15 protein-coding genes and 1 pseudogene are annotated in these 20347 nt (G+C 43.3%); 14 read left to right on the top strand and 2 right to left on the bottom strand.

What is annotated here, in order from left to right:
• Nucleotides 1–20: 20 nt before the first annotated feature.
• Nucleotides 21–584, bottom strand: coding sequence for a 1,6-anhydro-N-acetylmuramyl-L-alanine amidase AmpD (ampD, locus tag H150_RS0104705; RefSeq protein WP_019957900.1), 564 nt, complete (start codon nucleotides 582–584; stop codon nucleotides 21–23).
• Between the two features lie 205 nt (nucleotides 585–789).
• Between ampD and H150_RS0104700 the strand changes: the two genes are divergently transcribed.
• The 14 genes and pseudogenes from H150_RS0104700 (at nucleotide 790) to hpaR (ending at nucleotide 19210) form a co-directional block, all read left to right on the top strand.
• Entirely contained in the window at nucleotides 790–2577 is a 1788-nt protein-coding gene (locus H150_RS0104700; RefSeq protein ID WP_019957899.1) for an acyl-CoA dehydrogenase family protein, read from the top strand.
• Between the two features lie 208 nt (nucleotides 2578–2785).
• The gene (locus H150_RS0104695; RefSeq protein WP_019957898.1) at nucleotides 2786–3769 is read left to right on the top strand and encodes a TerC family protein; all 984 of its coding nucleotides are present in this window, start codon (nucleotides 2786–2788) and stop codon (nucleotides 3767–3769) included.
• Nucleotides 3770–3888: 119 nt separating this feature from the next.
• Nucleotides 3889–6171, top strand: coding sequence for a DNA topoisomerase IV subunit A (gene parC / locus H150_RS0104690; RefSeq protein ID WP_019957897.1), 2283 nt, complete (start codon nucleotides 3889–3891; stop codon nucleotides 6169–6171).
• Between the two features lies 1 nt (nucleotide 6172).
• On the top strand, nucleotides 6173–7771 hold the full coding sequence (locus H150_RS0104685; RefSeq protein WP_019957896.1) for a two-component system sensor histidine kinase NtrB: 1599 nt from the start codon (nucleotides 6173–6175) through the stop codon (nucleotides 7769–7771).
• A pseudogene (locus H150_RS13750) lies at nucleotides 7755–9228 on the top strand (sigma-54-dependent transcriptional regulator). The gene H150_RS0104685 and the pseudogene H150_RS13750 overlap by 17 nt, the downstream one beginning before the upstream one ends.
• Before the next feature lie 140 nt (nucleotides 9229–9368).
• Nucleotides 9369–10124, top strand: coding sequence for an RDD family protein (locus H150_RS0104675; RefSeq protein ID WP_051082993.1), 756 nt, complete (start codon nucleotides 9369–9371; stop codon nucleotides 10122–10124).
• Nucleotides 10121–11113: a stage II sporulation protein M gene (locus tag H150_RS0104670; protein ID WP_019957893.1), complete on the top strand. Its 993-nt coding sequence runs from the start codon at nucleotides 10121–10123 to the stop codon at nucleotides 11111–11113. The genes H150_RS0104675 and H150_RS0104670 overlap by 4 nt, the downstream gene beginning before the upstream one ends.
• Nucleotides 11110–12618, top strand: a complete 1509-nt coding sequence (locus tag H150_RS0104665) for a DUF4129 domain-containing protein (protein ID WP_019957892.1) — start codon at nucleotides 11110–11112, stop codon at nucleotides 12616–12618. The genes H150_RS0104670 and H150_RS0104665 overlap by 4 nt, the downstream gene beginning before the upstream one ends.
• Nucleotides 12615–14009, top strand: coding sequence for a DUF4350 domain-containing protein (locus H150_RS0104660; RefSeq protein WP_019957891.1), 1395 nt, complete (start codon nucleotides 12615–12617; stop codon nucleotides 14007–14009). Before H150_RS0104665 ends, H150_RS0104660 begins: the two co-directional genes overlap by 4 nt.
• The gene (locus H150_RS0104655) at nucleotides 14006–15010 is read left to right on the top strand and encodes an AAA family ATPase (protein WP_019957890.1); all 1005 of its coding nucleotides are present in this window, start codon (nucleotides 14006–14008) and stop codon (nucleotides 15008–15010) included. Before H150_RS0104660 ends, H150_RS0104655 begins: the two co-directional genes overlap by 4 nt.
• Complete coding sequence (locus tag H150_RS0104650) at nucleotides 15007–16344, top strand: DUF58 domain-containing protein (protein ID WP_019957889.1); 1338 nt, start codon at nucleotides 15007–15009, stop codon at nucleotides 16342–16344. Before H150_RS0104655 ends, H150_RS0104650 begins: the two co-directional genes overlap by 4 nt.
• Nucleotides 16331–17110, top strand: coding sequence for a class I SAM-dependent methyltransferase (locus tag H150_RS0104645; RefSeq protein WP_019957888.1), 780 nt, complete (start codon nucleotides 16331–16333; stop codon nucleotides 17108–17110). The genes H150_RS0104650 and H150_RS0104645 overlap by 14 nt, the downstream gene beginning before the upstream one ends.
• Entirely contained in the window at nucleotides 17107–17976 is an 870-nt protein-coding gene (locus H150_RS0104640) for an NUDIX hydrolase (protein WP_019957887.1), read from the top strand. The genes H150_RS0104645 and H150_RS0104640 overlap by 4 nt, the downstream gene beginning before the upstream one ends.
• Before the next feature lie 775 nt (nucleotides 17977–18751).
• Nucleotides 18752–19210, top strand: coding sequence for a homoprotocatechuate degradation operon regulator HpaR (gene hpaR / locus H150_RS0104635; RefSeq protein WP_026353474.1), 459 nt, complete (start codon nucleotides 18752–18754; stop codon nucleotides 19208–19210).
• Between the two features lie 60 nt (nucleotides 19211–19270).
• Here the strand turns inward: hpaR and fba are convergent, their stop codons facing one another.
• On the bottom strand, nucleotides 19271–20335 hold the full coding sequence (gene fba, locus H150_RS0104630; RefSeq protein ID WP_019957885.1) for a class II fructose-bisphosphate aldolase: 1065 nt from the start codon (nucleotides 20333–20335) through the stop codon (nucleotides 19271–19273).
• Nucleotides 20336–20347 lie beyond the last annotated feature (12 nt).

The raw sequence follows: 20347 nt of genomic DNA, 5'->3' as shown, positions 1-20347 counted from the left end.
AGCCCAAATAGCGGTATTTTTCAGCCATGTATGATGACTGTTTCATTAAAATCCACTTCAATCCCGACCTCTTGCAAGCGCTTCCAATCAAAAAAGTGTCCCGGATCGGTTTTCCGACTTGGTGCAATATGCTGATGCCCTGTGACCGCTCGAATAGGATACTGTTGCTGCAATTGCACAATTAACTTTAGCAAGCTGTCGTATTGCGCCCATTCAAATGGCTCAAAATCACAACCTTCTAGTTCTATCCCAATAGAAAAACCATTACAGGCCGCCTCATTGTGAAAAGAAGACACGCCCGCATGGTAAGCGGCATCGTCACAACTGACGCATTGATACACACAACCATCGCGCTCAATCACAAAATGGCTGGACACTCGCAAATGCTCAATCACACTGAAAAAAGGATGGGCGTTGCGATCAATTTGATTTTGAAACAAAGTTTGCGCGCTGTGTGAACCATATTCAAATGGCGGTAAAGAAATATTGTGGATGACAATCAAATCAGGTGTACGCGTTCGCACACCAAAATTAGGTGATGGACACGGCACAGCTTGCTCATACCAACCTTGCTTCCAAAGCATTTCTTATCTCTACATAAAAATCGAGGTTTCATTCTAACAAATTCAGTGACAAATATGTGTTTAGAGCTTTATTCTTGTATGGCTTCTTAATCTTGCAAAATAACCCATTTTTATGACAATATAGTTCGGTTATAACGATGTAAACGATAGACTGACATACCGTAATACCTCACAAAAACAAAGTAGATTCCAAGAAGGAGAAACCATGACGTACAAAGCACCATTAAATGATTTACGTTTTGCCTTACACACCCATGCGCAATTGCCACAAATTTTGGCTTTGCCAAAATCTGCAGGCTTAGACGATGAAACTGTCAATGCCATCTTAGACGAGGCAGCTAAATTCGCCGAAACCTTATTGGCTGAAACCAACCGCCAAGGTGATTTAAACGGCGCTAAATTGGTCAATGGCAAAGTCGTTTGTGATCCAGTGATTGCCAATGCATTTAATGAATTTCGTGATGCAGGCTGGGTAGGCTTGCGCGCTTCGCCTGATTTTGACGGTCAAGGTTTGCCAATGACTGTGGCGGCAGCGTGTGAAGAGATGTGGTGTTCTGCCAACTTAGCATTTTCTTTGTTACCGATGTTGACTTTGGGCGCATTCGAAGCTTTGCATCACCATGCCAGCGAAGCAGTACAGCAAAAATTCATGGCTAAAATGGCCAACGGTGAATGGTCAGGCACAATGAACTTGACCGAGCCACAAGCAGGTTCTGATTTGGCACAAGTGGCCGCCAAAGCCAAACCTTTGGGCGACGACACTTACGCCATCACAGGTCAGAAAATCTTCATCACTTGGGGCGATCATGAATTGGTCGACAACATCGTGCATTTGGTATTGGCACGTTTGCCAGACGCGCCAGCGGGCGTGAAAGGCATTTCGTTGTTTGCCGTACCAAAATACTGGGTAGAAGAAGATGGCAGCTTAGGCGCATTCAACCACGCACAAGCGGTGTCTTTGGAACACAAATTGGGCATCCACGCCAGCCCTACTTGCGTGATGTCGTTTGAAGAATCACGTGGCTATTTGGTCGGTGAAGCGGGTCGCGGTTTGAATTGTATGTTCACAATGATGAACCATGCACGTTTGGGTGTGGGTATTGAAGGTCATGCCGTAGCAGAACGTGCTTACCAACACGCTTTGGCTTACGCACATGAACGCGTGCAAAGCCGTGCCATTCAAAGCGACAGCATTGCACCTGTTGCCATCATCGAGCATCCTGATGTGTGTCGCATGTTGTTGCAACAAAAAGCAACTTTAGAAGCACAGCGTGCAGTTTACTTGAAAGCCGCTGCGGCTTTGGATGTGGCTGAAAGTCATCCTGTCCCTGATGTACAAAAACAAGCACAAGCCTTATTAGATTTCTTAATCCCGATTGTCAAAGGTTGGAGCACTGAAAACGGCACCACTTTGACCAATTTGGGCATGCAAGTATTCGGTGGCATGGGCTTTATCGAAGAAACAGGCGCAGCGCAATATGTGCGTGATGTACGCATTACTGCCATTTATGAAGGCACCAATGGCATTCAAGCTTTGGACTTCATTGGTCGTAAAACCGCAGCCAATGGCGGTGCAGTGGCGCAATACTTATTAGACGAAGGTCGTGCTTTGGCAGCGAAATTGCCTAGCGATTCGCCTTTGGTCACACAATTGAACCAAGCTTTGGATTTGGCAGCTGAATCGGTGCAATACGTATTGGCACAATTTGCAGCCAATACACCTAACAATGCAGCAGCAGGCAGCTTGGCTTATTTGATGCAATTTGGCTTCACTTTGGGCGCTATCGAAATGGCACGTGCTTATTTGGCAGCAGGCCAAGCCTTAGAAAACGAAAGCGAACAAGTTTTAGGCGAAGACTTCTACCGCCACAAACAACATACGGTTCGTGCTTATTTTGACTTGGTCTTGCCGCAAGTGTTGGGCTTACATCAACAAGTGATTCGCAGTGCGGACAGTGTGTTGGATTACCCAGCGGCAGCTTTGGCATTGTAAGCGTCCTGTAACACCCTCAAGCGTCCTGAAACTTTCAGGACGCTTTTTTATTCAAAACATTTTTCACAACAACTGTATTTTGTATTTTTACTACATAACTTCATAATATTGACATATTCTTCTGCTAAGCTTGAAAGCCACCGCTATGGAGTCTTGATGTCTATCAGCGGTCATTGTGTTTTTAACATTTAAACGGATAGGAACTTCAGTGAATCCTGATCAATACCCAGCCATAGGCACGCCACTGTTTTACGGTGTGTTTGCCATCGTCGTCGCCATCATGATTACGATAGACTTATTGGCATTGAAAAAAAATGGTGCTCATAAAGTCAGCATCAAAGAAGCCTTAACTTGGTCCATCATTTGGGTGATGGTTTCATGTGCTTTTGCAGGATGGCTGTATTGGTATTTAAATACCCATCCAGAATATGGTCATGCCATTGCAGTTGAAAAAACCATGGAATTTTTCACAGGTTATATTTTGGAAAAATCATTGGCAGTCGACAATATTTTTGTCTTCTTAATGATTTTTGCCGCTTTCAAAGTAGAGCCACAATACCAACATCGCGTGCTGTTATACGGTGTATTTGGTGCCATTATTTTGCGCACCATCATGATTGTAATTGGCGCCGCTTTGGTCTCTCGCTTTGAATGGATTTTGTATGTGTTCGGCGCATTCTTGTTGTTCACAGGTATCAAAATGATGCTGCCTGAAAAAGAAGGCGAAGACGATGACATTACCCATAGCGCTTGGTTTAAATGGCTAACCAAACACATCAAAGTCAGCCAAAACTTCGATGGTGAGAAATTTTTCACCATTGAAAATGGCAAACGCATCGCAACACCTTTGTTATTAGTTGTGATTGTCATTGAATTGTCAGATGTGATTTTTGCCGTAGACAGCATTCCAGCCATTTTTGCTGTGACTACCGACCCATTCATCGTATTAACATCTAACATCTTTGCCATTTTGGGCTTGCGTGCCATGTATTTCTTATTAGCAGACATGGCTGACCGCTTTACCTATTTGCAATATGGTTTAGCAGGTGTGTTGTGCTTTATTGGTATCAAAATGTTGTTGTTGTTCTTCGATGTGCATATTCCAATTGCCTTGTCATTGGCCATCGTATTCAGTGCCATCATTGCCTCGATTTTGGTGTCTTTGCGAGTACCGCCTAAATCACACGAATAATGTTCACTCAGCCCACTGCCATGCAGTGGGTTTTTATTTGAATGGCCACAACTGACACAATTTTCAATAGATACATTACAATGGTCTCATTGCAATGATTGATAGATAGTGTACTGCCCATGTCTTTGACCCCCACCCACAGCTATGATGACGATAGTTTAAATTTAGGACAATACGCTGAGAAAGCTTATTTAGAATACGCTATGAGTGTGGTCAAAGGTCGCGCTCTGCCCGAAGTTTCCGACGGCCAAAAGCCTGTCCAACGCCGCATTTTGTTTGCCATGCATGATATGGGCTTGGTTGCTGGCGCCAAACCAGTTAAATCCGCACGCGTGGTTGGTGAAATTCTTGGTAAATACCATCCACATGGTGACTCTTCTGCCTACGAAGCCATGGTGCGCATGGCACAAGATTTTACTTTACGCTATCCGTTAATCGATGGCATTGGCAATTTTGGTTCACGCGATGGCGATGGCGCGGCAGCCATGCGTTATACCGAGGCTCGCTTAACACCATTGGCAAGCTTATTATTGTCAGAACTAAACCAAGGCACTGCTGATTTTATTCCCAATTACGATGGTGCATTTGATGAGCCGACTCACTTACCCGCACGTTTGCCTATGGTTTTACTCAATGGTGCATCAGGCATTGCTGTTGGCATGGCCACAGAAATTCCATCACACAATTTGAACGAAGTCACACAAGCAGCCATCGCCTTGCTCAAACAACCTTCACTGGGCATCAAAGATTTAATGCAATACATCCAAGGCCCTGATTTTGCTGGTGGTGCACACATTATTTCTAGCACTGAAGAAATTGAAAATATTTACACCACAGGCAAAGGCAGTGTGCGTGTGCGTGCTCGTTATGAGATTGAGAAATTAGCGCGCGGTCAGTGGCGTGCCATTGTGTCACAATTGCCGCCAGGAGTCGGCGCGCAAAAAATCTTGTCTGAAATTGAAGAGCAAACCAATCCTAAAATCAAAGCAGGCAAGAAAAAATTGACTCAAGACCAAGTCAATCAAAAAGAATTGTTGTTGGAAAAATTGGAATTTGTACGCGACGAATCTGATGGCGATGCCCCTGTACGTTTGGTATTCGAACCCAAATCCAGCCGCATCGACAGCGAAGATTTGATGAATACATTGCTTGCGCAAACCAGCTTAGAAATCAACGTACCAATCAATTTGGTGATGATGGGCATGGATGGGCGGCCTGCACAAAAGAACTTGCTCGATATTTTGAGTGAATGGCTGCAATTTCGCACCCAAACCGTGACTCGTCGCCTCAGCCACCGTTTAAATCAAGTCCAAAAGCGCATTCATATTTTAGATGGTCGTTTGGTGGTCTTTTTAAACATAGATGCCGTCATTGCAGTGATTCGTGAATCAGATGAACCAAAAACGGAATTAATGTCTAAATTTCAGCTGACTGACATTCAAGCAGATGACATATTAGAAATTCGCTTGCGTCAATTGGCTCGCTTGGAAGGCATTAAATTAGAACAAGAACTGGCCAAATTACAACAAGAACAAGAAGAATTCCAACACTTATTGGACAATGAAACCGCTAAGCGCAAACTCATTATCAAAGAGATGCAAGCCGATGCAAAAACATTTGGTGATGAGCGCCGCACCATGATTCAGGCCGCCTCTCGCGCGGCTTTGACTCAAACTGTTGCGGATGAAGCCATCACTTTGATTGTGTCTGAAAAAGGCTGGATACGAGCCCGTAGTGGTCATCATTTGGATTTGACGCAAACCTCATTCAAAGAAGGCGATGCCTTGGCGCAAATCATTGAAACCCGCACCATTTGGCCGATTTTACTGCTAGACAATCAAGGTCGGGTGTATACCATTGACTCGGCCGAATTGCCTAGCGGACGGGGCGATGGCGTGCCATTAGGTTCATTGGTTGACTTACAAAATGGTGCCACAGCAATTTGTATTTTGAGTAACACGCCTGACAGCCAATATTTAATGGCTCATAGCGGCGGCTATGGTTTTATAAGCGTCCTGAAAGATTTAACCAGCCGTGGACGTGGTGGCAAAGCCTGCTTGAGCTTACATGACGATGAAAAACCATTGCCAGCACTGTTATACCAACAACAAAATACTTTGGTTTTGGCTACCGAAAATAGCCGTTTATTGGCTTTCCCAAGCAACGACATCAAAGTAATGTCCAAAGGACGTGGTTTACAATTGATTGCCTTAGAAGCAGGAGATGCTTTGCAGCATTGCCATTTAAGCAATGCCGATAAAATATCACTGTGCTCACAAGGCAAACGCGGCGGCATGCACCAAGACAATATTGCAGTGAGCATGATTTCTTACAGACGTGGACATAAAGGCAAGCTTTTTGCTGACAACCAATTAACCATCCTCTCAATAGACAGCGATTAATATGCAAGCGGCGATTTCTACCTCAGAATTTGACCAAGCCATCAGCCGCATTCCGCTGATGGTCAACGCCACTCGTTTGGCCATTCTGATTTCGTTGCTCACCATTTTTTTCATGTTTCGAGAAACAGAACATGGCTTAATTAATTTGGCACGAGTGCCATTTATTGTCTGGGCCATCGTCTATGGCTCGGCCATTGTCTTTTCATTGTTTTCACCACGCTGGGGTATGTCATCCACACGCTATCCCGCTGCATCAGATTTATTTGATATTTTCATGATAGTCTGCTTAATGCATTTAACCGATGGTGTGAACAATGGTTTTGGCATTTTATTACTGCCTTTTGTTGCCACGGCATGTTTACTCAGCGAGGGCAGACATGCTGTTTTATATGCCAGCTTCGCCAGCATCTTGACTTTTATCAGCACCATTTCTTTACAATCTGTTGATTTTAATCACTGGTTTACAGACAGTACTGCCAAGCATGATTTGTTTTCCGCAGGTCTATTGTCTATTTGCTGTTTTTTAGTGGCCGCCCTGACCTCTTTTATTAGCATCAATATCAAACGCATCCATCCAAGCGTCCATACTCATGCCGAAGAAATTGTGCGTTTAAACCATTTAAGCGATTTGGTTTTAAACCGTTTACAAGAAGCTGTGGTGGTGGTGGATACAAAAAACACCGTTTGGTTATACAACAGTCAAGCCAGTTTGTATTTCCCCAATTTGGCCATCACCAACGATGGTAATTTATTTGCGCCGCTCATCAATATTTGGCAAGCAGCACCACAACAAGCTTTTGATGTCGAATACACATTATTAGATGAAGACTTACAAATTCGCGCCAAGCCTTTGTTAAACCAAACGCCACACTTATTGATTTTATTCATGCGACCGCAGCAAGAAATTGCTGCCGAGGCGCAATCCAATAAATTGGCATCATTAGGTCAACTCACAGCCAATATTGCCCACGAAATTCGCAATCCTTTGTCTGCCATTCGCCATGCCAATGAATTACTGAGCGAAAGTTACGAAACCCGACCGATGCAAAAGCTAGGCTCAATGATTGAGTCCAATGTACAACGCATTGATCAAATGGTAGAAGAAGTTTTGACTTTAAATCAGCGCGACCACTTGCGGCCTGAACGCTTAAATTTAAATGTTTTTATTGATGAATTCATGCAAGATTTTTTACAAATTCATCCCGAAGCCAAAGGATGTGTCCAAGTACACAGCCACAAGCGACAAACTATTGTGATTTTTGATGCCACCCATTTGCAGCAAATTTTGTGGAATTTGATGAGCAATGCGTGGCGACACAGTTTAAAAAATGATATGGCCATACAAATCAGCCTAAAACCACATGTGCGCGAAGGTTTATTGTCCTTACAAGTTTTAGACAATGGCAGTGGGATTGCCGCAGAAAATACCGATAAAATTTTTGAACCGTTTTTCACCACCGAAGCCCGCGGCACAGGTCTCGGTTTGTATGTCGCTCGCACCTTAGCCCAAGCCAATCGTGGTGATTTGAACTACACCACCACAACCAAAGCTTTTGAACTCACCTTACCGATACAAAATCATCATGAATACACCTCTTAATGCCCCTGTACTCGTCGTTGACGATGAAGAAGATTTGCGTGATTTGATTGAAATGACCCTCAGTAAAATGGGCTTAACAGTCGAAACTGCGGATGGCGTCATTGCGGCCAAAAAAAAATTAAATCAGCAAAACTATGCACTGGTTTTAACCGATATGCGTATGCCTGATGGCTCTGGTTTGGAAGTCGTGGAATATTTACAAGAGAAAAATTTGGATATTCCGATTGCCATCATCACCGCTTATGGCAATGCTGATCAAGCGGTAATGGCATTGAAAGCTGGCGCATTTGACTACATTCAAAAGCCAGTCACTTTGGCACAATTGCGCAGCTTAGTGAAATCGGCTTTAAAAGTCCATGAAAATACTGATACTCCGACTACCAATACACATTCCAGTACACCAAGCCCTAACACTGAAACCATTGCCGATAATAACCCTACCACTTCAGCCTCTTTACCTTCATTTCCGCGTCTAAGTGGCAATGCGATACAGCTACAAGATGTTAAACGCATGATTGCCAAATTGGCAAAAGGCATGGTGCCCGTACACATCACAGGTGAATCAGGTACAGGTAAAGAGCAAGCTGCACGCTCGATACACGAGTTATCACCTCGGCGTGATGGTGCTTTTGTTGCCGTAAACTGTGGTGCCATTCCTGAAAACCTCATGGAAAGCGAATTTTTTTGGTTATAAAAAAGGCTCGTTTACAGGTGCTGATTCAGACCGTGTCGGCTTTTTTCAGAGCGCTCATGGCGGCACCATTTTCCTAGATGAAGTGGCCGACTTGCCTTTGGCGATGCAAGTGAAATTATTGCGTGCCATTCAAGAGCGCGCTGTTCGTCGCATTGGCGAAAGCAAAGAAACACCTGTCGATATTCGCATTGTCAGCGCCACACACAAAGATTTGGCCAAAGAAGTCGAAGCAGGTCGTTTCCGCCAAGACTTGTATTACCGCTTAAATGTGGTTTCCATCACCATGCCATCTTTGCGTGAATTGCGAGATGATTTGCCTATGTTGATAGAGCTTTTATTGACCAAAAACCCAATGAGTGCAGGCATGTCTTTGTCACCAGCTGCACAAAAACAATTGTTACATTACAACTACCCGGGCAATTTTCGCGAATTAGAAAACATTTTAGAACGCGCTATCGCCCTAGCAAACGACAATGTAATTGAGCCTGAAGACTTACAAATCAACGCTTCTGAATTACAATATGAAGAAGACGATGATGCAGATGCTGCTTTCGAGCCCATCAATCCTTTGGCAATAGAAGCTTTGACCCATCAATTTACGTTTAACCAAACCATGTTACAAGATTATCTAGACAATGTTGAACGCACTATTTTGATGCAGGCTTTGTGTGCAACCCATCAAAATCGTACTCAAGCGTCCAAATTATTAGGCATCAGTTTCCGTTCTCTGCGCCACCGTCTAGAACGTTTAGAAATGAATTGATGACAACAAGCAATATACTTTTGGCATCTATTATCAAATAATAGATGCCTTTAATTTATGCCTTCTGACAGCTGTGATAATATTTGCACTGCGGTTTTATTTCAGCCAACAAACCATTCAAGCGTCCTGAAAGATTGCATGTGAGCACCTCTAAACTAGACACTTTGATTCAAGTGGAAACGCCCGAAGCCATTGACATTCAATTGCGTCCAGCGAGCTTGTATCAGCGCATCACTGCTTTTAGCCTAGACTTACTCATTCGTACTGTTTGGTTTGTATTGAGCACCATTGCCCTCATCATGCTTGCCGACAGTCTGTCTATCATTGCTGACGATAATAATTTCTGGTCGGTGATTGTAGGCTTGATGCTGATTAATTTATTTGTCACCACTTGGCTGTATTTTGTCTTGTTTGAAGTATTCAATAAAGGGCGCACACCCGGCAAAATGGTCGCCCATATTCGGGTTTTACATGACGATGGCAGTCCTATTGGTTGGTCTGCTTCAATGATACGCAATTTATTGCGTGCGTTTGACAGTCTGCCATTTGGCTACGCAATTGGCATTGTTTCCATATTACTGACAGACAAAGGACAACGCTTTGGCGATTTGTTTTCATCCAGCATCGTGGTCGATGAACAAGTAGAACGTCGACAAAAAGACTGGCTCACCGGCTTGAAAAACATTGAAGTCATCACGCCACCTGTGGCTTTGACCCGTGAAGAGCAATATTCGATTGTGTCCTTTACCGAGCGTCATTTGCATATTTCTCGCGCCCGCCAACAAGAATTGGCTGAGCAATTGTGTTATGACTTGGGCTTGGTATCCGAGCAACCGATTCAAACCGTATTGGGCATGGGTAAATATTATCTTGGGCAGAAAAAAGAGGACTTATGAGACAACATCTGTTTGAGTCTGCCCATCAAGATTTTTGGCAACGCTTTGATGCCATGCTGACTTTATTAGAACGCAAAAAAAATCTACCTCAAAATGCCAATCAACAATTTGGTCAACATTATCGCACCATTTGCCATCATCTGGCTTTGGCCAACAGTCGCAATTATTCAGCGGGCTTATGTCAAAAATTACAAAAACTGGTCGATAGAGCCCACAAACAACTGTATCAAAGCAAAGTTTCTTTTTGGAATCAATTTTTAGAATTCATTCAAACCACACTGCCTCAAACCGTTCGCCAACAAAAAACAGTGATGTTGTGGGGGCATTTGCTGTTTTACGTGCCATTTTTATTGTGCTATCTCTTAACATTGGGCAACCCTGATTTTTTTGATCAACTGGCAGGACCGAATGCAGGCGCTCAAATAGGCGATGCTTACAGCGAGATGGCAGCATTACAGGCCGCTCAAAAAAGTCGTCCTTGGGGACAAAACTGGATGATGTTTGGCTTTTACATCATGAATAATATCAGCATTGGTTTTCAAAGCTTTGTTGGTGGTTTGGTATTGGGTTTGGGCGCCATTTATGTGGCGGTATTCAATGGTGCTGTCATTGGCGCTGCGTTTGGCTATATGAGCAGCCACCCTGCTGGTCCTGTATTTTTCTCGTTTGTCGGCGCACATGGTTCATTTGAATTAACAGGCATTGTGTTGTCTGTAGCAGGCGGCCTGAAAATAGGTTACACCTTAATCCATCCAGGCAATTATTCTCGTCGTGATGCGCTCAGCATAGAAGGAAAACCTGCAGCAACATTGATTTGTGGCGCATTTTTGTTTTTGTTTATCGCCGCCCTCATCGAAGGCTTTTGGTCACCCATCACCGTTTTGCCTTTGTGGCTCAAATACAGTGTGGCATTGATATTGTGGTTGGGTGTGTATGCCTATTTATTTTGGTACCAAGCTGCCCAATCTATCCAAAGGCGGCCTGAATGAATTTATCTCAATCTCGTTTAAAATTCAGACAACGCACACCTTGGGAAGCGGCTGATTTGGGTCGACGTCTCATCAACGAACACTTGGGTTATTACACTGGCTTGTACGCTGCACTGACATTGCCGATATTACTCATAGGTGTATTACTGTTTTGGGGTGATTTATTTTGGCTGTCTGTGTGGTTGTGGTGGTTAAAACCTTTGGCGGAATACGGCATTTTGTCGGTTTTGTCCATTCATGCTTTTGACACATTGCCACCTTGGAAAACCGCTTTAAAAAATGGTTTTGCTTTGATGTTCAAACGCCAAATCATAGGTGATTTGACTTGGCGACGTTGGCGCTTAACACGCAGTTTTCATCTTCCTATTCAACAATTGGAACAATTATCAGGCAAAGAATACCGCCAGCGCCAACGTGAATTAGGCCGCTACGGCAATACCACCGCCTCGACCTTAACCATTTTTGGTAATGCCTTAGAAAACACATGGATGTATGCCATTATGATTTTGGCGTATTGGTTTTTATATGGCAATTTCATTGAACAAGGTTTGGTACAACCGAGCCAAATGGATCAATTGCAGCATTTATTCATCCAAATATTCAGCAGTTGGCATGATGGCAAAGCCAATGATTTTTTGAATTATACGGCTTTGGCTTATTTTGTAACTTTGTCATTTTGGGGACCATTTTATGTTGCCAGTGGTTTTACCTTATATTTGAATGCACGGGTGCAAACCGAAGCATGGGACATTCGCCTGATTTGGCAACAATTGCGTGAACGCTTGCGTGGTGGCGTGAGATGGCATTTTGCATGGGTATTGGCTTTGTTTTTAACACTCCATCCCACAGACATCGCTTATGCACAATCTTTGCCAGACGCAGCGCAAGTGGAACAAAACCGCCAAGAAGTTTTAGAAAATTCGCCTTATTTTCACATACAAGAAGAAAAAAAATGGTGTTGGCTCAGTTGTGATGACGACTCCGTAGCGCAAAACTCACCCGCTGTGATGCCCAGTGCCACAACGAGCGGCGACACCTTGATCCAGTTTTTAGGATACGCTTTATTATTGGCTTTGATTGCAGCAGCAGTATGGGGTCTGCACCAATGGCGACTCAATCTTCTGGCCAATGCACGCGCTCGCAATGAGATGGATACGCCAAGCCACTTGTTTGGTTTGGATTTGCGCCAAGAAACCTTGCCTAAAAATGTGTCGCAACATGTATTGAGTTTAGCCGCCACCGACCCGCGTGCAGCTTTGAGTGTGCTTTATCGCGCCAGCCTCGCACAGCTGTTAAAACAAAATTTACCCATCCAAGAACACCACACAGAAAGCCAAGTTTTACAATTGGTCAAACAGCGATTGCCACTGCTCAATGCTTTTTTCCAAGCCCTAACACAAGCATGGCTGTATACCGCTTATGGCCATCATAATGCAAGTACACAAGATATACACAATCTATGTCAGCAATATGCGCAACATTTTGAGGTGGGAAAATCGTCATGAAACCGATTCAACGCACCCATCACAAACCCAAAAAAACCTTATGGGTAGTATTGAGCATCGTTATTGCCATTGCGGTGATTTTGGCTTTGGGCATGACCAGCGAAAGCAAATCGGCATGGAAGCAACAAGACTCACAATGGCGTTTCAGTGCTTATGGCGACCTATACGCTTTGCATCAGTTTTATCAAAAACAATTTCCATCTATGGAGCAACAAGCATGGCGTCATTTAACCGATATAGAACCAAAATTGGGCAACCAAACCCAACATTTATTATTTTTGCAAAACACGGCGCTAGACCAATCTCAGTTTGAAAAATTGTTAACGTGGACAGCCAAAGGCAATCATCTTGTGATGACGGTTTCGCCCTCTCAAACCGAACCATCGGCCATCCATCAAAACCATGATTTTGACAACGATGCAGAGTCTTCTTTTCAAGCAGCAAACATTGCGCAATGGGCGGGCATCAGTTTCATACCTCAAAAAAATTTAGACCAACGAACAACCCCATCCAATACAGCCTGCCAACGTCTCATTCAAAACATACAGGACGCTTCTGTCAGTTTAGATGCCCAATATAAGATACCAGCAGAATACTCACAGAAAATGTTGGCCAAATGCTATCAAAACATCAATGACATTGCTTTGCCCGAAGGCAAGAGCCTCACTTATTGGTCCGATACCAACAGTGGTTGGCGCGATGTAGACCGTGGTTTTGTCATCAAACCAAATAAAAACTTGTTGTGGCAAGGCAAAGGTATCAATGGCAGCCATATTGCCCACTTTGCCCATGGCAAAGGCAGCTTGACAGTAACCACTTCCATGAGTGCTTTTAGCACTCCGACAGACCCTCGCAGTTTCAGTAGTGACTTAAACCGTCTTGACCATGCTTATTTGGCCACTTATTTGGCACAAGGCAAAAGCCATGTTTGGTTTATCCAAAACAGTACCTATAAACATCAAACCGAAAACACGCCACTATGGCAAAAAGCATGGCAGTTTTCACCCTTATTAAGCCTATTGATTATCAGTATTTTCAGCCTGTTTGTTTGGCGACATGCTTACCGTTTGGGCAGCATTCAAATACCTAACACCCATCAACAGCGTCAATTAAGCCATTTTTTCCGCGCGCAAGGTGAGTTTTTATGGCAACGCAAACAACACCAACACGCTTTAAGCCCATTGCAGCAACAATTATGGCAACAATGGCAGCGACGTATACCAGGCTTAAGTTTGATGGACAAAAATGCCCAATTACAAGCTTTAAGTCGCATTTATCCTGTCGAGCAGACTGATTTGATGTTGTGGTTGCATCCGATTCCCACACAATTGACCGCACAACAATGGCGACATTATTTACAAGCGCATCAAAATATTAGGAATGCCTTATGAGCGAATTTGATTTAAACATTCCCGTCCACACCAGCCAAAATCCTGCCATTCAACAAGCAGCCAAAGCTGTGCAATATTTACAGCAACGTTTGCGCTCTGTGGTGATTGGACAAGAAGACGTCATAGACCAAGTCATTACTGCATTATTGGCAGGCGGTCATGTTTTGTTAGAAGGTGTACCCGGCGTTGGTAAAACCCTATTGGTACGCACATTGGCACAAACTTTTGGAGGCCATTTCAAACGCTTACAATTTACCCCTGATTTGATGCCTAGCGATGTCACAGGACATTATATGTTTGACCACAACAAACAATTTGTTTTGCGTGAAGGACCTGTGTTCACCAATTTATTGCTTGCAGACGAAATCAACCGGGCACCAGCCAAAACTCAAGCGGCATTATTAGAAGTAATGCAAGAACAAGCCGTCACTTTAGATGGCAAAACCCATACATTGAATGCACCATTCATGGTATTAGCGACACAAAACCCGATTGAACAAGAAGGCACTTATCCATTGCCTGAAGCACAGTTGGACCGCTTTATGTTCAAAATCATGATGCAATACCCCAACATTCAAGACGAAAAACGCATGGTCCAAGCGGTAACGAGCAGCCCTAACAATGATTTGCTGCAAAATCAAAATCAAAACAGCTCATTGTTAAGCAGCCAACAAATCATCAGTTTGCAAAAAGTGACCCAACAAATCACGGTTGATCCACAAATCATTGATTATGCCGTGCGCTTGGTTAATAGCACTCGCCAATGGCACGGATTGTCAGTCGGTGCGGGTCCTCGTGCCAGCATCGCTTTGATTAGCAGCGCTCGCGCTCAAGCTTTATTACAAGGCAATGGGTTTGTAACGCCTGACCACATACGCCAATTGTGGTTGCCCGTTTTGCGCCACCGTGTGCGTTTGTCTACTGAAATGGAAATGGAAGGCCAATCCGTAGACGATGTATTAAAAGACATTGCCAACCATACCGATGCGCCGCGCTTATGAGACCAAGCGCCCGTTTGCTGATTGTGTTGCTTGGCAGCGCCATTTTGATTTTGGCGCTGCAGCTGCTTGCTTCACAAGACGAAAATTTTAAAAACAGCTTGGATTTTTTAATCTGGGTTGCCATGTCGATATTGGTTGTATGTGTCCTCATCGATGCCATTTTGACAAAAAAGACACCCATTTTAAGTATAGAGCGCCATTTACCTGAACATTTCTCAGTCGGCAAAGCCCACGCCATTACTTTAAGCCTTGTTCCACCTAAAAAAACCAAAAAACCCATCAAAGCCATATTGCACGATTACTACCCACCTCATTGGCAAGTCGATCAAACGGCTTTGCATGTCGATGTTTTACCACAACGCGGCCTGAAAACCTCATACCAAGCCACACCTTTGCAACGTGGTGATGCCATTTTTGGTGATATTCAATACAGCACTTTCAGTCCTTTGGGATTGTGGGAAAACCACCGCCGCATCCAAGCTGAAACAACAGTCAAAGTGTTGCCTGATTTTTCAAAAATCTTAGGCGCCAATTTATTGGGCATGCAAAAATGGTTAGAGTTGATGGGTGCCAAACGCATTCGTAGACATGGACAAGGGCAAGATTTCCACCAATTGCGTGATTATGCCGAAGGCGATGATGTGCGCAATATGGACTGGAAAGCCACATCAAAAATGCAAAAACCCATCATCCGTACTTATCAAGAAGAGCGTGATCAACAATTGATTTTCTTGCTCGATTGTGGGCGTAATATGCGCAGCATGAGTGGTGATTTGAGTCATTTTGATCATGCTTTGAATGCGATGTTGTTACTAAGTTATACCGCTTTGAAACACGGTGATGCTGTTGGTTTAATGACATTCAACCACCCACAAATGCGTTACATGCCGCCACACAAAGGTACAAATCATCTGCAACGTTTGATTAACTGTGTTTATGATATCGAACCAACTCAAATGGCAGCAGACTATGAAACTGCCATCAACCAATTGCTGCAACGCCAGCAAAGGCGGGCTTTGGTCATCGTGCTAACCCAGCTAGACCAAGAAAACAATGAGCATTTATTGGCCCAATTACAACGCCTGAAAAAACGTTGCGCCGTCTTGATTGCCAGCTTAAAACAAACCGAACGCAGCCATATTGCCCAAGAGCCATTGCAAAATTTACAGAACGCTCATACTTATTTGGGTGCACAAATTTATGACATGCAAGAGCAACAATTGTTAAAACAGCTCTCAGCACAACGTGTGTTACACTTAAACGTCACGCCGCAGCAAATGAGCACGGCTTTGATCAACCAATATTTAGAATTAAAACGCCATGGCAGTTGGTAACACCTCTTTATACCTCCCCTCTTCTCATGGTTTGGACACCGCTGTGTTGGATGCTTACCAACAACAGTTTCAATTGAGCATTGTCCACACTATCCCCGAACAAGGTTTGTACTTGCAATTTGACGCTGAGCAACGCTTAAGCTTGTTTCAAGCAGGCAGCAAAGGCTCGGTTTGCGTGGATTTTGTTTCAGGACGCTTGGATTATCGCCGTCAAAAAGGCGGTGGCGAATTGATTGCTAAAGCCGTCAATACCAAAGCCCACCAATCGATTATTGATGCGACCGCAGGCTTGGGACGTGACTCATTCATTTTGGCTTCTCAAGGCTGCCATGTGCGCATGTTTGAACGTCACCCGACAGTCGCCGCTTTGCTTGCTGATGGTTTGCAACGCGCGTTAAATCACACAGAAACCCACGACATCGCCGCGCGCATGACATTGATGCCCATGTCTTTTTTACAGGCCGCTTTAGATGACAAAGTGCAAGTGGTGTATTTAGACCCTATGTATCCACAACGCCAAAAATCTGCAGCAGTTAAAAAAGAAATGGCTTATTTTCATGATTTGGTCGGCGAAAGCGATGATGATTTGGGCTTGATGCAACAAGCAGCACGCTTGGCTGAAAAACGTGTGGTGGTCAAACGCCCACGCTTAGGCGAATTTTTAGCCGCCCAAAATCCTGATTACCAATACAGCGGCAAATCGACCCGTTTTGATGCTTATATCCCACAAAAATTACAGGACGCTTTTTCTAAGGAAACACTGTGACTCAATTGACCGCCATGGTTTCTGCGCAACAACACAATGACTTATTAGATTACTTAACGCGCTCTTTTGCCGTAGATTTCACAAATTGGCAAAATTTATCGCTCAATGGGCGTTTATTAGGCTCGCTTAATCCTCGTTGGCAACAACAATTACAATTGGATTTGCCCAATTTACTCCAAATGACCGAACAAGGTTTTCACTTAGAATGCCGCGATTGGTTACATTGTGCAGACGTATTGCAAAATTTAGGACGAGATTGGTATGACTTAGGCTTATTTGAAGGATGGCGCAACGAAGCTTTCGATGTGGTAGACGGTGACGAAGCTTTATTCTCACTCGAACGCTCTTTGTTTCGACCATTGGGCTTGCTCAGCAAAGCCGTACATATCAATGGCTTTACCGAGCGCGATGGCGAAACCTTAATGTGGATAGGCACACGCAGTCCTTTCAAAGCAGTCGATCCTGACAAATTAGACAATTTGGTTGGTGGTGGTGTCGGCAGTGGTGAATGCCTTACCGAAGCTTGCCTGCGTGAAGGTTTTGAAGAAGCTGGTTTAGGCAGCAACATCATGCAAACCTTAGCCGCGCCCAAGCGTATTTTAAGCCAACGTCTGGTTGAGCGTGGCTTACATCGTGAACATTTATTTTGCTACGATTTGGATGTTCCCGCGCACATTCAACCTGAAAACCAAGATGGCGAAGTTGCCGCCTTTCAATTAATGGGCATAGACGAGGTTGTGCAAGCCATTTTAGACCAACGTTTTATGCATGATGCGGCCTTAATTACCATAAATGGCTTATTAAACAAAGGTTTAATTGATTCAAAACACCCTTTAAGTTTATGGTTATACCAACAGTATTGCTAATTTAGAAATTGATTAAATGACATTAACATTAAAAATATAAGCTGCTTTTAAAGCCATTGTTTTTGATAAAATCAAATAAAAGTGCACTAATGTTGTAAATTCACCGCAATATTGAAAATAATTCTCTTAATATTTTCATTATCTTAAATCCAATAAACATTGAGCCATTCCGCCCATACAAAAAATATCACATTGGGGAAATGGCTCAATAAATTACATTATCATAAAGCATTTCAAGTTTTTTGCTGCATAGCAAAATTAACTTTAAGTCTTTTTCCATCATCGCTTTTCTTTAAATCCAGTTTCTTCTCATTAATATTTATTTACAATCGACATTCAAAATTATTATCTGTTTGGTTATATTTATTAATAATTTAAGACTTATAACTGCAAAGCCTCGCTATCTCATTAATATAAAAATAATAATCAAATCGAAGATTTTATTATATAAGCGATAATTACAATTAACATATTATTTAAAATACATAAATCATAATATTCAATTGTCATTTAAATGAAACGAGTAAATACTATAAAATTCTATTTGTCTGATATGATTGTGGTCATATTGACGAACTCAATACAGAATGTGATGATGCAAATAGATAAATCATACAAAGAAATTTATTTCACTGAATGAAACTTTAACTGTCGCCATTTCAATTTATGACAAAGTCTTTTTGTTCATACTTAAACACTGCGAAAGCAATTGTATGCTGATAGTATTTAACAAGATATGTACTTGGGTAAACGCAACTCAAATCACAGGAAAAAAATGATGACTACCAAACGACACAATTCCATCAATATCGCCTTAATTCAAGCTCGTGAATCTATGATGGCTTTCTTCCGTCCCATTTTTAACCAACACAACATTACCGAGCAGCAATGGCGTATTGTTCGTTTATTGGCTGAAAATGGTACTTTGGACTTTCAAGATTTGGCCAATAAAGCCTGTATCTTGCGTCCAAGCTTGACTGGTATTTTAACTCGCTTAGAAAAAATTGATTACGTGGTTCGCCTCAAACCAACCAATGATCAACGTCGCGTGTTTTTGAAACTCACCAAAGAAGGCGAACAATTGTACACCGATGTACGCCGCAAAATTGATGAGCAATACGATGTCATTGAAGAATTGATGACTACCGAAAAAATGCAAGAATTGAATGAACTACTGACTTTGTTAACGCAAATTCACGACCCAAAACAAGCACACGAAGCAAATGCTTCGTAATAAATTTTAAAAGCGTCCTGTAAAACATTTACAGGACGCTTTGTTTTAAGCTTGTTTCAATTAACGCACGATTTGCGTCAATTGACCTTTGGCATAGGCTTCAGCCATTTTTTCCAAAGAAATTGGCTTGATTTTGCTCGCTTGACCTTCGCAACCGAATGCCAAGTAACGGTCAATCACGATTTGTTTCATCGCATCAACTGACGCTTTGAAGTATTTACGTGGGTCAAACTCTGATGGATTTTCAGCCAAATAACGGCGAATCGCACCAGTAGAGGCCAAACGCAAATCGGTGTCGATATTCACTTTGCGCACACCATTTTTGATGCCTTCAACAATTTCTTCTACTGGCACACCGTAAGTTTCGCCAATTTCACCACCGTATTGGTTGATGATTTGCAACCATTCTTGTGGCACAGAGCTTGAGCCATGCATCACCAAATGCGTGTTTGGCAAACGTTCGTGAATTTCTTTGATGCGATCAATGCGCAATACATCGCCATCAGGTTTGCGGCTGAATTTGTATGCGCCGTGGCTGGTACCAATAGCAATGGCCAAAGCATCCACATCGGTGTCTTTGACAAAAGAAACCGCTTCGTCTACGCTCGTTAACAATTGGCTGTGGTCCAAAACGCCTTCCGCTCCAATACCGTCTTCTTCACCTGCCAAACCTGTTTCCAAATTGCCCAAGCAACCGATTTCGCCTTCTACTGAAACGCCACAAGCATGCGCCATTTCCACCACGCGACGCGTCACGTCCACGTTGTATTCATAAGACGTTGGGGTTTTGCCATCTTCACCCAAAGAACCGTCCATCATCACTGAGCTAAAACCCAATTGGATTGAGCGTTGACACACAGCGGGACTCGTACCATGGTCTTGGTGCATGACCACTGGAATGTGTGGAAACTCTTCAATCGCTGCCAAAATCAAATGACGCAAGAATGGCGCACCTGCGTATTTGCGCGCGCCTGCACTGGCTTGCACAATTACAGGAGCATTCACTTGGTCTGCCGCTTCCATAATGGCGCGCATTTGTTCCAAATTATTGACGTTAAAAGCAGGTAAACCATAACTGTTCTCGGCCGCGTGGTCGAGTAATTGGCGCATTGACACCAGTGCCATATGTATCTCCTA

Origin of the sequence: Vitreoscilla stercoraria DSM 513 (genome assembly GCF_000382305.1) — a bacterium.
GTDB classification, from domain to species: domain Bacteria; phylum Pseudomonadota; class Gammaproteobacteria; order Burkholderiales; family Neisseriaceae; genus Vitreoscilla; species Vitreoscilla stercoraria.
Note: the sequence above shows the minus strand (reverse complement) of the source record. Positions and strands in the feature narration are given on the sequence as shown.

What these genes read in the sequence shown, in the direction of transcription:
- ampD (WP_019957900.1), bottom strand. Translation starts at nt 584, where the DNA reads ATGCTTTGGAAGCAAGGTTGGTATGAGCAAGCTGTGCCGTGTCCATCA.
- H150_RS0104700 (WP_019957899.1), top strand. Translation starts at nt 790, where the DNA reads ATGACGTACAAAGCACCATTAAATGATTTACGTTTTGCCTTACACACC.
- parC (WP_019957897.1), top strand. Translation starts at nt 3,889, where the DNA reads ATGTCTTTGACCCCCACCCACAGCTATGATGACGATAGTTTAAATTTA.
- H150_RS0104685 (WP_019957896.1), top strand. Translation starts at nt 6,173, where the DNA reads ATGCAAGCGGCGATTTCTACCTCAGAATTTGACCAAGCCATCAGCCGC.
- H150_RS0104670 (WP_019957893.1), top strand. Translation starts at nt 10,121, where the DNA reads ATGAGACAACATCTGTTTGAGTCTGCCCATCAAGATTTTTGGCAACGC.
- H150_RS0104665 (WP_019957892.1), top strand. Translation starts at nt 11,110, where the DNA reads ATGAATTTATCTCAATCTCGTTTAAAATTCAGACAACGCACACCTTGG.
- H150_RS0104660 (WP_019957891.1), top strand. Translation starts at nt 12,615, where the DNA reads ATGAAACCGATTCAACGCACCCATCACAAACCCAAAAAAACCTTATGG.
- H150_RS0104655 (WP_019957890.1), top strand. Translation starts at nt 14,006, where the DNA reads ATGAGCGAATTTGATTTAAACATTCCCGTCCACACCAGCCAAAATCCT.
- H150_RS0104650 (WP_019957889.1), top strand. Translation starts at nt 15,007, where the DNA reads ATGAGACCAAGCGCCCGTTTGCTGATTGTGTTGCTTGGCAGCGCCATT.
- H150_RS0104645 (WP_019957888.1), top strand. Translation starts at nt 16,331, where the DNA reads ATGGCAGTTGGTAACACCTCTTTATACCTCCCCTCTTCTCATGGTTTG.
- hpaR (WP_026353474.1), top strand. Translation starts at nt 18,752, where the DNA reads ATGATGACTACCAAACGACACAATTCCATCAATATCGCCTTAATTCAA.
- fba (WP_019957885.1), bottom strand. Translation starts at nt 20,335, where the DNA reads ATGGCACTGGTGTCAATGCGCCAATTACTCGACCACGCGGCCGAGAAC.